The sequence below is a fragment of the Exiguobacterium alkaliphilum 12/1 genome (assembly GCF_000714435.1).
Lineage (GTDB): Bacteria > Bacillota > Bacilli > Exiguobacteriales > Exiguobacteriaceae > Exiguobacterium > Exiguobacterium alkaliphilum.
Window position 1 is genome coordinate 90,367 of the sequence record NZ_JJMW01000058.1, and the last position, 12,678, is coordinate 103,044.

A 12,678-nucleotide genomic window follows, 5' to 3' on the forward strand; every position below is an offset into this window, starting at 1 on the left:
TTGTATTGAAAGAATCCGCTATCATTAGAACAAGACACCAGTAGCAGGAAGGGGATGACCGGATGGAATCCTTACTTAAGAAAATCGAACTCGCCTTGAGCGAGATGACGTCCGTCGAGAAGAAAATCGCGGACTATATTTTGACGCACTCGACACTCGTCCCGAACATGACGACGAAAGAGCTCGCGCAAAAGACCGACGTGTCGGAGGCGAGCATCGTCCGCTTCGCGCGTGTCGTCGGCATCGACAGCTTCAAAGCATTCAAGCTCGCGCTCGTGAAAGACTTGGCGATTACCGAGACGACGTTGACTGACTTCAATGTGCTCCAACAAAAGGACACCCCGTACGACTCGTTCCAAAAAGTCATCCATGTCAACAAGATGGCCATCGAGGCGTGTGCCGAGGCGATGGACAAGCGCGAGCTCGAGCACGCAATCGATACGTTCGCCCGTGCCAACCGGGTCGTCTTCTACGGCGTCGGTGGTTCGTCAACGGCAGCCTATGACGCGCAGTATAAGTTCACGAAGCTCGGCTACGCCGCCCAGACGTCGCAAGACTTTCATTACATGTTATCGCTCATCCCGCACCTCGGACCGACCGACGTCTTCGTCGCCATCAGCACGTCAGGACGGACGAAAGACGTGCTCGAACTCGTGCGCTTCGCGAAAAAACAAAACGTCCCTGTCGTCGCCATCACCGATCTCGACAAGTCACCGCTCTACCGCGAAGCCGATGTCCGGCTCTGCACGCCGAACGTCGAGCGCGACTTTAGAATCGCGAGCATCGCCTCACGGATGACGCAACTGACGATCGTCGACACGCTCTACATGGGTCTGCTCCACCGAAAAGGAGAAGGGCTCATCGACAAGTACGCCGAGGCACGCGACGAGATGGTGAAATTGCGGCGATGAAGCTCGCGTCGTATAAAGCGGCGGACCGTGCGCGTCTCGAGGCGTTCCTTCGCCGGCAACAAACGTTCGCTGCCTTGAGCGGCCAGACAATCGATGCGTTTAGCGAAGAGAACGTTGCGGACTTCGAGGCGGACGGGACGATCAGCTTGCTCGTGGAAGCAGACGCTGAAGTGATCGCCGTCGTCGACTTGTTGAGACGGCATCCGGTCGACGGCTCGCTCTGGATCGGTCTGTTCGTCGTCGACGAACGATACCACGGCAACGGAATCGCACAATCGCTTTATGAACAACTTGAGCAAGAGCAGATGCTTCCTTTTCACTCGGTATTCCGGCTCGGCGTCTTGCCACATAATGAACGGGCGTATCGTTTTTGGCAACGCCAAGGCTATGTGTACGAGAAAGAGTCCGTGACGGCACGAGGCGACCACGTCCACGTACTCATCAAGACAATCTGTCCGTAAACTCGACTGGTGAACAGTCGGGTTTTTATTTAGAAAAAAATGTAATGAAACTTTATTTCCTTATTTTTTTTAAATAAGTTTGACTTTAAATTTCAAATTAGTAAAATGGACGTATAGAGAAGAAAGGATGGTGGCGATGCTACATAAACTTGCTACAGAACGACGGAATGAACGGACGATGCACTTAGACGAGCTGTCTGTCGAGACGTTATTGACCGTGATGAACGAGGAAGACGAGCGTGTGCCACACGTCATCAAGGAAGAGGTACCTGTCATCGCCCGAGTGGCAGAACGGGCCATCGCTTCGTTCAAACAAGGCGGACGTTTGATTTATCTCGGCGCCGGCACGAGTGGACGACTCGGGATTTTGGATGCGGCCGAATGTGTGCCGACGTTCGGGGTATCACCGGATATGGTCGTCGGACTTATCGCTGGGGGCGAACGCGCACTCATCAAGGCGGTCGAAGGGGCAGAGGACAGCAAAGATTTGGCGGTTAACGATTTGAAAGCGCTTCACTTGACGGAGCGCGACACGGTCGTCGGCATCGCGGCGAGCGGACGGACACCGTACGTCATCGGCGGACTCGATTACGCCCGTGAAGTCGGGGCGACGACGGCGGCATTATCTTGCAACAAAGGTTCAAAAATCAGTGAACACGCCGAGTTCAAAATCGAGGTCGAGACGGGTCCGGAAGTGTTGACCGGATCGACGCGACTGAAGGCCGGGACGGCGCAAAAGCTCGTCCTGAACATGATCTCGACGGCGTCGATGATTGGCATCGGCAAAGTGTATCAAAACTTGATGGTCGACGTGCAACCGACGAATGAGAAGTTAGAGATTCGGGCGAAACGGATGATTGCGGAAGCGACAGGGGTCGACGAACAGACGGCCGCGCGTTATTTCGATTCATCGAACGGTCACGTCAAGACGGCTATCGTCATGATTTTAGCCGACGTCCCGTATGCGGAGGCAGTCGAGCGACTAGAGCGTGCGAACGGATTCGTCCGCGACGCGTTATAAGGGGGAACACGAGATGAAGAAAGAAGAGGTGTTGGCACACGCCATACTCGAGCATGTCGGGGGGAAAGACAACATCCGTCAGCTCGCACATTGCATGACGCGCGTGCGTTTGGCGTTAAAAGATCCGACAAAAGCGAATATCGAAGGTTTGAAAAAAATCGACGGTGTCATGGGGGTCATCGATGACGAGACGCTCCAAATCGTCGTCGGGCCGGGGACGGTCAACCGCGTCGCCGATCATTTGAGCCGCGAGACGGGACTTGCGATCGGGGAAGAAGCGGTCGATGCGAACTTGACGCCGGACGAACGGGCCGCCATCGAGCGTCAAAAAGTGAAAGAGAAGCAGAAGTCACCGTTCAAGCGTTTCTTGCGTCGCTTAGGAAATATCTTCATCCCGCTCATCCCGGGACTTGTCGCCTCGGGAATCATTAACGGGACGGCGAACTTCGCGAAAAACGCCGGCGTTGACCCGACCGAGACGTGGATGCAAATCCTCTTATTGCTTGGTAGCACGGTCTTTGCGTATCTCGCCATCCTCGTCGGCTGGAACACGGCGAAAGAGTTCGGTGGGACACCGGTACTCGGAGCCATCGCCGGGGGGATTCTCTTCAACCCGATGCTCGCCGACATTACGATTTACGGGGAGCCGCTCGTCGTCGGACGTGGTGGATTGTTCGGGGTCATCTTTGCCGCATGGCTCATGACGTACATCGAGAAAAACGTCCGTCGCTTCATGCCGACGGCGGTCGATATCATCTTCACACCGCTCCTCACCGTCCTCGTCGTCGGTTTCACGGCGCTTTATGCGATCATGCCGGTCGCGGGCGTATTGTCAGACGGCATCATGCGTGGGTTGAACGCCGTGCTTGAGATTGGTGGGCCGCTCGCCGGCGCCGTCCTCGCCGGTTTCTTCCTCCCGCTCGTCATGGTCGGGTTGCACCACGGGTTGACGCCGATTCACTTGGAGCTCCTGAACACGGTCGGGAACACGGCGCTCTTGCCGATCCTCGCGATGGCCGGTGCCGGACAAGTCGGGGCCGCGCTTGCGATTTTCGTGAAGACGCGCAACCAACGTCTCCGTAACATCATCAAAGGTGCGATTCCGGTCGGATTCCTCGGAATCGGCGAGCCACTCCTCTACGGGGTCACGCTCCCGCTCGGGCGTCCGTTCTTGACGGCGTGTATGGGCGCCGCGGTCGGTGGTGCGTTCCAGGCGACGATGAAGACAGCCGCGCTCGGGATTGGCGTCTCAGGGCTCTCGCTCACGCCGCTCATCGACAACGGCATGTACTTGACGTATATTGGAGGTCTCGTCATCTCGTATACGGCAGGCTTCATCTTCACGTACCTCTTCGGCTTCAAAGAAGAGATGGCAGACGGGATTTGACAATCGAGGTGGCTCTTTGGAGTCACCTTTTTGCATAGGAGGAAGGCAGATGAGAGGACTATCGGTTTATTTGAGTCAGCCTGTGACGGCTGCATACGAGACGTGGCTCGCCGAGATGCGTCAGAGCGGGTTCACGTCGCTATTCACGTCGCTCCATATCCCCGAGGATGACGCGTCCGTCTACACGGAACGGCTCGAACACCTCGGGCGAATCGCCAAGGCGCTCGAGATGGAACTGTTCGCGGACATCGCCCCGACGTCGCTCGAAGCACTCGGGAAGACGTGGGACGACGCGCATACGCTCCTCGACTGGGGCGTGACCGGACTTCGCGTCGATTATGGCGTGACGCCGAAGCAAGTGGCCGACTTGTCGCAGCGGATGACGGTCGCGCTGAACGCGAGCACGTTGTCCGAAACGGAACTGGCCGAGATGGTGCGCCACGGTCTCGATTTGAGGCGGGTCGAAGCGTGGCACAATTTCTATCCGCGACCAGAGACAGGGCTTGAGCGGACATGGTTCGATGAAAAGAATGCGTGGCTGAAAGGCCAAGGCATCCGCGTCCAAGCGTTCATCCCGGGAGACGGGACGCTTCGTGGGCCGCTGTTTGAACGGCTCCCGACGCTTGAAGACCATCGCACGTTGTCACCGTTCGCCTGTTTCCTTGACCTCGAACGACACGTCGACCGGATTCTACTCGGTGACCCGGCCGTGACCGACGAGACGCGTGAGCAGTTCAAGGCGTATGACGACGGAATCGTCTTGCTTCGAGCCGAAGCGGTATGCCCGCTCGAACCGATGCTCCGTGATGTGCAGACGAACCGGATGGACCCGGCCCGTGATATCGTCCGTTCGGTCGAGTCGCGCGCCTACGGTCGGCCTGGTCACCGCCTCGTCGAACCGCTCGCCGCGGCGCCGCGTCCGCTCGGGACGATTACGATTGACAACACGAACTACGGTCGGTATGCTGGCGAGATGCAAGTGACGAAGCGCGATTTGGACATGGACGACCGTGTGAACGTCATCGGCCGCGTCATTGCCGAAGACCGTCCGCTCATCCGTTTCATCGGACCGGGCGTCATGTTCCGCGTCTGTTGGGATTGAGTTCAGCATTGCCACATTCCCGCTTCTTTGTGTAAAGTAGAGAGGGAGGGACGCAACTTATGAAAGACATCAACTTCAATATCATCGCTGATGATTCGACGGACGGCCACGGTGGTTACGGCGTCGGCTCGCTCAGTTTGAACAATATGTCCCCGGTCATCATCGACGTCGAGGCGGGCACTGCCGTCATCGACATGGGTGCGATGCATGCCAAGTCGGCGATTGAAAAACGTATCAAGTTTTTGACCGATCGGGACGCCGTGCCGAACGGAAAACCGTATTGGATTGTCTGGGTGACGGTCGGTCGGAAGCCGGACGGGTTCTACTACGGCGGCGTCGCGGCGTGCGATATGACGGTCGACCTTGAAGCGCGACGAGGCTATAAACTATTGCCGTACCATGTCAACCAGATGGACAAGTCACTGAAAGGCCGCATCTTGATTGACATGATGGACGCCCCGTCTCGGGACGTGTTGGCGCGCTTTTTGCAACAGTACCGTCCTGAAATTTGGGAACAGTCGACTGAGCTGCAAGATGAATTGACTCGCTTAACTGCCGAGTAAAAAGATTGGACCGTCCGCGGTCTCCAATCTTTTTTGTTTGGCATGAAGCGAAGGCGGGAACATACGCCTGTTATGACATTGTGATACAGCCGCAATTGTATGAAAATTCAGTATTATGGTATACTATACGCACTGTGTAAAAAAGAAAGGGTGACACGATGAGTGAAACGAAGAAAATTCTAATTGGTCTTGTACTGGGGGTCGTCGTCGGGCTCGGGCTCGCTGGCCTGTCTGGCAACGTATATGACATCGTCAATACGTACATACTCTCCCCGGTCGGGACAGTGTTTTTAAACTTGATTAAAATGTTGGTCGTGCCGATTGTCTTCTTCTCAATCATTCTCGGCGTCATGGGTCTTGGGGACCCGAAAGAGCTCGGGCGTGTCGGGTCGAAAGCGCTCCTCTTCTTCTTGACGACGACGGCGCTCGCCATCATGCTCGCGATGGGCGTCGCATCGGTCATCCAGCCGGGTGAGCGTGGCGACTTCGCGACGGCGAACCTAGAGTTCGAGACGGCGGCGACGGATGAGTCGTCGAATATCGTCCAGACGTTCGTCAACATGATTCCGACGAACCCGATTCAATCGCTCGCAGAAGGCAACATGCTTCAGATTATCGTCTTTGCGGCCTTGATCGGTTTCGCGATGATCGCCCTCGGGGACCGTGCCAAATCGTGGCGCCGGTTCGTCAAACAAGGGGATCGCATCATGATGCATCTCATCCATTTGGTTATGAAGCTCGCGCCGTATGGTGCGTTCGCCTTGATTGCCTCGGCGATTGGTGGCATCGGTCTTGATGCCGTTCGTGCGATGGCGTGGTACATGTTCGCTGTCGTCTTGACGCTCTTCTTACATGCGACCATCGTCTATGGCGGGGCGCTCCTCTTCCTCGGGAAGATGAGCCCGGTGTTCTTCTTCAAGAACTTTAATGAAGCGATCACGCTCGCCTTCTCGACGTCGTCGTCGAACGCGACGCTCCCGGTATCGATGGAGCTCGCTCAGACGAAACTTGGCGTGCCACGTTCCATCTCGTCATTCGTCCAGCCGCTCGGTGCGACGGTGAACATGGACGGGACGGCCATCATGCAAGGGGTCGCGACGATTTTCATCGCGCAAGTGTTTGCGGCTGACTTGACGATTGCACAGCTAGCGACTGTCGTCATCACGGCAGTGCTCGCCTCAGTTGGAACGGCCGGGGTTCCGGGTGTCGGGCTCATCATGCTCGCGCTCGTCTTACAATCGGTCAACTTGCCAGTCGAAGGGATCGCCCTCATCATCGGGGTCGACCGGATTCTTGATATGCTGCGGACATCGGTCAACATCACTGGTGATGCGACGTGTGCGGTCGTCGTATCGAAACTTGAAGAGAAACACCTCCCGCCTGTCGACGAAGACGCGTGGGACGAAGTCGAAGCGAAGTAACAGAAAAAGGCTGCCCCGCGAGGACGGGACAGCCTTTTCGTTTGAAAGGAAGTGTGTGCGATGGAATGGGCACTTCTCCCACTCCCGCTGTTTGTCATCATCAGCATCGTATTGAATATACTGATTGCCGTCGCCGGCGTCTTGCCGAGCGCGTTTTTGACGGCGCTGAACGTTCAACTGCTCGGTTTCGGGCCGGGCGTCGCGGTCTCGATCATCGGCGAGGCCGTCGGGGCCATCATTAGTTTCATCGTCTATCGAAAAGCGCTCCAGCCGTATACGTCGCCGACCGGGACACGGTTCAAACGGCTGAGGGAAGCGGAAGGGATAGAGGCGTGGTTCCTCGTCCTCAGCATGCGGCTCATGCCGTTCGTGCCGTCGGGTCTCGTCACGTTATCAGCGGCGTTTAGCCGGATGACGCTACCCTCGTTCGCCGTGGCAAGCACGCTCGGCAAAGTCCCGGCCCTCTTGATTGAAGCGCTCGCCGTGACGGCGATCCTATACGTCGCGACCGGGTGGCAAATCGCGCTAATCGCCATGGTCGGCATCATCTATGTCGTCTGGCGTCGTCATAAGAGTGGCGAGAAGATGTGACAGAACGCTTCGACGAACCGTTTGCCGTTCGTCTTCTTCCGCAGGATCGACCAGTCGATGAGGATGGATTCGTCAAAGTCTTTTAAGAAGGCGTCATGCAGTTCTTGGACCGAGGACGTCTCGAATTGGGCGATTGTCATCTCGTGATTCAAATACATGCTCCGAAAGTCTAAATTAGCCGTCCCGACGAGTGCGATTTTGCCATCGATGAGGACGGTTTTCGCATGGATGAAATGGCGATTGTATTTATAAATGCGGACGTTTCGTTTCAGCAATTGTTCGAAATAATATTCCGTCGCGTGGAAGCTGAACCATTCGTCGCCTTTCCCGGGGACGACGATGCGGACGTCGATGCCGCTCTTGCCGGCCACTTCGAGCAGGGCGAGCAGTTCCGGTGGCGGAATCAAGTACGGGGTCGTGATCCAAATCGATTCTTTCGCCTCCATCATGAGCTGCATCAGACCATCACGGATCGTAACGTCTTTACCGGGCGAGGTGACGAGCAGTTGTGTCGCTCCGTTCGAATCCTTTGGTTCATCGATGAAATATTCAGGGAGATGCTCTTCGTTCGCGAACAAGTCCCACGTCTCTTTGTCGTCCTCGATGCCGGCATAGAGCCAGTTCTCGATAAAGAGGCGCTGCAGTTCACGGACGAGCGGACCTTCGACGCGAAGGTGCGTGTCACGCCAAAAGCCGAGTTTTTCTTCTTTCCCCAAATACTCGTCGCCGACGTTCAATCCGCCCGTATAGGCGATCTTCCCATCGATGACGATTAGCTTTTGATGGTTCCGGAAGTTGGCGTTGAAGACGAGGAGCGGATGGACGACCGGGTCGAACGCTTCGACGTGGACGCGCGATTCGCGGAGCGGCTCGATGAAGTCTTCCCCGATCTCTTGACTACCGAGCCCGTCGTATAGGAAGCGGACGGTGACGTTCTCGTTCGATTTTTTGATGAGGGCGTCGCGGATTTTCGAAGAGATGTCATCGGTTCGGAATAGATAGTATTGGACGTGGATATGGTGCGTCGCTTGCTCGATGTCGCGCAGGACGGCCTCGAACTTCGCCTCACCGTTGACGAGCAGTTTCGTCGACGTATGCCCGTCGGCCCCGGTCGCCCCGAGCTTTTGGAGTGTGCGGGTGAGCGGGAAGCGATCCGAGACGGCGTTCGCGGTCTCGATGCGCTCCATCTCAATCGCTTGGCGGAACATGCGAATCTCGGACGACGTCCGTTTGACGCGGCGGTGGCGTCGCGGCGTCCGACCGAACATGACCCAGGCGAGGGCGCCGAGGAACGGGATGAACAGTACCGCGAGCAGCCAAGCGAGTTTTGCCTGCGGTTGGACTTGGTCAAACAGGATTTGCCAGCCGACGATGAGCGGGGCGGCGATGGCGATAACGATCAAGAAAGGAATCAATCCATCAATCGAGTACAGGAGGACAAGAAGGAGCATACCGAGCAGGATCATCGTGAAAAATTGTAAGACGCGTCGTTTCAACAGGTACACCTTCTTTCAGTTCAGTTGTCATCACTGAATTCATTCCACCGTTTACACATTGTTAATCTAAATACACGTTTTGGGATGTGGTCGACGGGAATGAACCATACTGTACGACGAAAACAATAAAGGGGTGTTTTTATGATGAAACGTAAAGGAACGTTAGCGGCATCATTGCTCGCGACAGGTATCATTCTCGGGGCTTGTGGGGGAGCCGACGAGGAGCCGATGGATAACAACGATACAGAGATGCAAAACGATATGGAAGATACGGAAGAAAACGACGACTAAAAAAATGGCCCCGAGCACATGCTCGGGGCCATTCGTCTTAAAGGGCGTATGGGGCCGGTTTACCGAAGTAGTAGCCTTGCGCCAAATCGAAGCCGAGTTCGCGACAGACGTCGACTTCTTCGGCACGTTCGATACCTTCGGCGAGGAGCGTGATGCCCATCGTCCGGGTCAATTGACGAACGTTTTTCAAAAATGCCCGTTTCTCGGTATCCTGATCGCAAAATGAGATGTACGACCGATCGATTTTGACATAATCGGGCTCGAGCCGCTTCAACATATCGAGCGTCGAAAAGCCGGCGCCGACGTCATCGAGGGCGACTTTCATTCCGCGTTTCTTGTATGTAGAGAACACGTGCTGCAAATGGGCCACGTCTTGCACTTTTTCCGTCTCGACGACTTCGAAGATGAAACGGTCGGGGCTGAGGTCGTAGCGGTCAATCACTTCGAACGTGTGCTGCAGGCAATAGTCCGGGTTGTAAATCGTCGACGGCAAGAAGTTGATGAACGTCTTCTCGTGAGGCAAGACGGCGTGATACGTCGCTTTAATCGCCTCGGCACGGGCCCGTTGATCGAGCTTTGAGTGCAAGCCGAACCGGTTAGCGGCTTGGAATAGCTGGCCAGGCGAAATGTCGTTACGACTGCGCAGGAGCGCCTCATAGCCGAAACGTTCCCCGGTATCGAGGTGGACGATCGGTTGCAAGTGACTCTCGAATTCACCGTGTTGAATGAGCTCGATCATATCGCGGTTGGCGATTTGATCTAATAAACTTCCGGCGGTGACGAGCGCTGTTTGACGATTCGTCACGGGATCGATGCAATAAACATCGGTTTGGACGTCCGCGAGCTGACTCGTCAACTCATCGAGTGAGCCATACGGACGCGGCTGTTCATTGACAACAACGAGTCCGCGTTCAAAAAATGGGATGGTCGTGGCGCATGCCACGCAAGGTGACCACCTAACGATTCCTCCTTCCGGTTGTAAAAATTCCTATATATAATGTATCGGTCATAACTCACGGAAAACTCACACATCGCGAGTCATTTATAAAAAAATCGTGCAAAATGGGTACAGGTTTTGTATACTTCCTATCGTATGAATAAGAAGCGCCTCAAAACGCCACTCGCATACGAACAACTTTTTAATCAGAAAGGGGTTCTATCGATGGACCAAAAATTAAAATTATGGTTTACGGAGCACCAAACAGAAGATTACGGAATCACGTTCCGTGTAAACCACGTTTATGAGAGCGAACAAACGGAGTTTCAACGACTAGAGATGGTCGAAACGGACGAGTTCGGAACAATGTTGTTGCTTGACGGTATGGTCATGACGACGGATAAGGACGAATTCGTCTATCACGAGATGGTGGCCCACGTCCCACTCTTCACACACCCGAATCCGAAGCACGTGCTCGTGGTCGGCGGCGGAGACGGCGGCGTAATCCGTGAGATTATGAAACACCCATCAGTCGAAAAAGCAGTTCTCGTCGACATCGACGGGAAAGTCATCGAATATTCGAAGAAATACTTGCCAAACATCGCCGGTGAACTCGATAACCCGCGTGTCGAAGTCATCGTCGGCGACGGTTTCATGCATATCGCCAAGTCGGAGAACGAGTATGACGTCATCATGGTCGACTCGACAGAACCAGTCGGCCCAGCGGCGAACTTGTTCACGAAAGGGTTCTACGCCGGCATCTCGAAAGCGCTCAAAGAAGACGGTATCTTCGTCGCGCAGACAGACAACCCGTGGTTCACACCAGAACTCATCCAGACGGTCCAACGCGACGTGAAAGAGATCTTCCCAATCACGAAGCTGTACACGGCGAACGTACCGACGTACCCGAGCGGCATGTGGACGTTCACGATCGGTTCGAAGCAATACGACCCAGAAGCCGTATCGGCGGATCGTTTCCACGACATCGAGACGAAGTACTACACGCCGAAGCTTCACAACGCGGCGTTCGTCTTGCCTAAATTCGTGGAGGACTTGACGAAATGATTAAACGTTTCGATGAAGCCTACTCAGGCAAAGTGTTCATCGCGAGCCTCCCGGAAGTCGCTGACGCGAAGACGGTATTGTACGGCATGCCGATGGACTGGACGGTCAGTTTCCGCCCGGGTTCACGTTTCGGCCCGAACCGCATCCGCGAAGTCTCCATCGGGCTTGAAGAGTACAGCCCGTACCTCGACGGCGATTTGACAGAAGCGGCGGTCTATGACGCCGGTGACATCCCGCTTCCGTTCGGGAACGCACAAAAGTCACTCGATATGATCGAGTCGTTCGTCAAAAACGTCATCGACGCCGGCAAGTTCCCGCTCGGAATGGGCGGCGAGCACCTCGTCACTTGGCCGGTCATCAAAGCGATGCACGATAAGTATGGGGACGATTTCGTCATCTTGCACTTCGATGCGCATACGGACCTCCGTGACGAATACGAAGGCGAGCCACTCTCGCACTCGACACCGCTCAAAAAAGCAGCCAACTTGATTGGCCCATCGAACTGCTACTCGTTCGGGATTCGTTCTGGGATGAAAGAAGAGTTCGACTGGGTGAAGGAAGTCGGCTACAACATGTTCATGTATGAAGTCATCGAGCCGCTCAAACGCGTCTTGCCGACGCTCGCCGGGAAGAAAGTGTACGTCACAATCGACATCGACGTCCTCGACCCGTCGGCAGCACCGGGTACAGGCACGCAAGAAATCGGCGGCATCACGACGAAAGAGTTGCTCGAAGCCGTTCACGCGATTGCGAACGCTGACCTCGACATCATCGGCGCCGACCTCGTCGAAGTGTCACCGGCGTACGACCAGTCGGATATGACGGCGATTGCCGCCGCGAAGATTCTTCGCGAGATGATGATCGGGTTCGTGAAGTAATCATGCCGAAAAAAGGTCAGCTGGAGATGGAACTGAGCGCCCGCATCACCCAATGGGAGAAAGAGTATCTCGGACGCGGTTCATTGACGTGTAAGGCAGACCTGCTCCGTGACTTGGCCATCGTGACGTTACAAGGCGTCTTGACCCCGGCCGAGTACGATCTCGCCACGAAATCGGCGGGGCGCGAGCAATTGAAGAAGTATCGCAACAATCTCGTCGAGTCGGGTCGTCCGCAACTCGAGACGATTGTGGCAGACGTCCTCGGACGGCGCATCATCTCGCTCCATACGGATATTAGCACGAAGACGGGGGAACGCCTCATCGTCTTTCGGCTCGATGCCGCGTGGGACAGTGGGATTGACAAGCCGTGACGACGTTTATAAACTAAAAGACAGATACGTGTCAGGATTGGCGGAGCGAGCCTCGGAGCGCTTCGTCACCGTCTTGACCCGGAGCTGAACGAATCATAACCCGACAGTTGTCGGCTAGACGGAGCGAACGCGTTCGAGCCGTCGGCATGCAGCGCACACCGTTTTTTCGGTGTGCGCTTTTTG

The 12,678-nt window shown here is 55.5% G+C and carries 14 protein-coding genes; 12 read left to right on the forward strand and 2 right to left on the reverse strand.

Going from position 1 to position 12,678, the window contains the following annotated elements:
• Window positions 1–62 precede the first annotated feature (62 nt).
• The 8 genes from RT52_RS11930 to RT52_RS11965 all read left to right on the forward strand — a co-directional run bounded on the left by RT52_RS11930 (window position 63) and on the right by RT52_RS11965 (window position 7,457).
• Entirely contained in the window at window positions 63–911 is an 849-nt protein-coding gene (locus RT52_RS11930; protein ID WP_034804245.1) for a MurR/RpiR family transcriptional regulator, read from the forward strand.
• On the forward strand, window positions 908–1,372 hold the full coding sequence (locus tag RT52_RS11935; protein ID WP_034817617.1) for a GNAT family N-acetyltransferase: 465 nt from the start codon (window positions 908–910) through the stop codon (window positions 1,370–1,372). Before RT52_RS11930 ends, RT52_RS11935 begins: the two co-directional genes overlap by 4 nt.
• 127 nt (window positions 1,373–1,499) lie before the next feature.
• Window positions 1,500–2,393 (forward strand): N-acetylmuramic acid 6-phosphate etherase, encoded by an 894-nt coding sequence (murQ, locus tag RT52_RS11940; protein ID WP_081825794.1) that lies wholly within the window; start codon window positions 1,500–1,502, stop codon window positions 2,391–2,393.
• A 13-nt stretch (window positions 2,394–2,406) separates the two neighbouring features.
• On the forward strand, window positions 2,407–3,780 hold the full coding sequence (locus RT52_RS11945) for a PTS transporter subunit EIIC (RefSeq protein ID WP_034804239.1): 1,374 nt from the start codon (window positions 2,407–2,409) through the stop codon (window positions 3,778–3,780).
• Between the two features lie 49 nt (window positions 3,781–3,829).
• Window positions 3,830–4,882: a DUF871 domain-containing protein gene (locus tag RT52_RS11950; protein WP_034817618.1), complete on the forward strand. Its 1,053-nt coding sequence runs from the start codon at window positions 3,830–3,832 to the stop codon at window positions 4,880–4,882.
• A 59-nt stretch (window positions 4,883–4,941) separates the two neighbouring features.
• On the forward strand, window positions 4,942–5,445 hold the full coding sequence (locus RT52_RS11955; protein WP_034817620.1) for a YwhD family protein: 504 nt from the start codon (window positions 4,942–4,944) through the stop codon (window positions 5,443–5,445).
• A 158-nt stretch (window positions 5,446–5,603) separates the two neighbouring features.
• Entirely contained in the window at window positions 5,604–6,866 is a 1,263-nt protein-coding gene (locus RT52_RS11960) for a dicarboxylate/amino acid:cation symporter (protein WP_034817623.1), read from the forward strand.
• Window positions 6,867–6,926: 60 nt separating this feature from the next.
• Window positions 6,927–7,457 (forward strand): TVP38/TMEM64 family protein, encoded by a 531-nt coding sequence (locus RT52_RS11965; RefSeq protein ID WP_034817625.1) that lies wholly within the window; start codon window positions 6,927–6,929, stop codon window positions 7,455–7,457.
• Here the strand turns inward: RT52_RS11965 and cls are convergent.
• Complete coding sequence (cls, locus tag RT52_RS11970; protein WP_051690354.1) at window positions 7,433–8,962, reverse strand: cardiolipin synthase; 1,530 nt, start codon at window positions 8,960–8,962, stop codon at window positions 7,433–7,435. The genes RT52_RS11965 and cls overlap by 25 nt on opposite strands.
• 132 nt (window positions 8,963–9,094) lie before the next feature.
• On the opposite strand from cls, the gene RT52_RS16400 reads away from it, so the two are divergent.
• Entirely contained in the window at window positions 9,095–9,244 is a 150-nt protein-coding gene (locus RT52_RS16400) for a hypothetical protein (RefSeq protein WP_156028815.1), read from the forward strand.
• A 37-nt stretch (window positions 9,245–9,281) separates the two neighbouring features.
• Here the strand turns inward: RT52_RS16400 and RT52_RS11975 are convergent, their stop codons facing one another.
• Window positions 9,282–10,187, reverse strand: coding sequence for an EAL domain-containing protein (locus tag RT52_RS11975; protein WP_245175534.1), 906 nt, complete (start codon window positions 10,185–10,187; stop codon window positions 9,282–9,284).
• Between the two features lie 219 nt (window positions 10,188–10,406).
• Between RT52_RS11975 and speE the strand changes: the two genes are divergently transcribed.
• The 3 genes from speE to RT52_RS11990 are packed head-to-tail and all read left to right on the forward strand — an operon-like array spanning window position 10,407 to window position 12,495.
• Window positions 10,407–11,246, forward strand: a complete 840-nt coding sequence (gene speE / locus RT52_RS11980) for a polyamine aminopropyltransferase (RefSeq protein ID WP_034817630.1) — start codon at window positions 10,407–10,409, stop codon at window positions 11,244–11,246.
• Window positions 11,243–12,124 (forward strand): agmatinase, encoded by an 882-nt coding sequence (speB, locus tag RT52_RS11985; RefSeq protein ID WP_034804217.1) that lies wholly within the window; start codon window positions 11,243–11,245, stop codon window positions 12,122–12,124. Before speE ends, speB begins: the two co-directional genes overlap by 4 nt.
• 2 nt (window positions 12,125–12,126) lie before the next feature.
• Window positions 12,127–12,495, forward strand: coding sequence for a Na-translocating system protein MpsC family protein (locus RT52_RS11990; protein ID WP_034817632.1), 369 nt, complete (start codon window positions 12,127–12,129; stop codon window positions 12,493–12,495).
• Window positions 12,496–12,678: the final 183 nt, after the last annotated feature.

Bases quoted from the DNA above. Each gene is read 5' to 3' on its own strand.
- RT52_RS11930 (WP_034804245.1), top strand. From the start codon at position 63: ATGGAATCCTTACTTAAGAAAATCGAACTCGCCTTGAGCGAGATGACG.
- RT52_RS11935 (WP_034817617.1), top strand. From the start codon at position 908: ATGAAGCTCGCGTCGTATAAAGCGGCGGACCGTGCGCGTCTCGAGGCG.
- murQ (WP_081825794.1), top strand. From the start codon at position 1,500: ATGGTGGCGATGCTACATAAACTTGCTACAGAACGACGGAATGAACGG.
- RT52_RS11955 (WP_034817620.1), top strand. From the start codon at position 4,942: ATGAAAGACATCAACTTCAATATCATCGCTGATGATTCGACGGACGGC.
- speB (WP_034804217.1), top strand. From the start codon at position 11,243: ATGATTAAACGTTTCGATGAAGCCTACTCAGGCAAAGTGTTCATCGCG.
- RT52_RS16400 (WP_156028815.1), top strand. From the start codon at position 9,095: ATGATGAAACGTAAAGGAACGTTAGCGGCATCATTGCTCGCGACAGGT.
- RT52_RS11945 (WP_034804239.1), top strand. From the start codon at position 2,407: ATGAAGAAAGAAGAGGTGTTGGCACACGCCATACTCGAGCATGTCGGG.
- RT52_RS11990 (WP_034817632.1), top strand. From the start codon at position 12,127: ATGCCGAAAAAAGGTCAGCTGGAGATGGAACTGAGCGCCCGCATCACC.
- RT52_RS11965 (WP_034817625.1), top strand. From the start codon at position 6,927: ATGGAATGGGCACTTCTCCCACTCCCGCTGTTTGTCATCATCAGCATC.
- speE (WP_034817630.1), top strand. From the start codon at position 10,407: ATGGACCAAAAATTAAAATTATGGTTTACGGAGCACCAAACAGAAGAT.
- RT52_RS11950 (WP_034817618.1), top strand. From the start codon at position 3,830: ATGAGAGGACTATCGGTTTATTTGAGTCAGCCTGTGACGGCTGCATAC.
- RT52_RS11960 (WP_034817623.1), top strand. From the start codon at position 5,604: ATGAGTGAAACGAAGAAAATTCTAATTGGTCTTGTACTGGGGGTCGTC.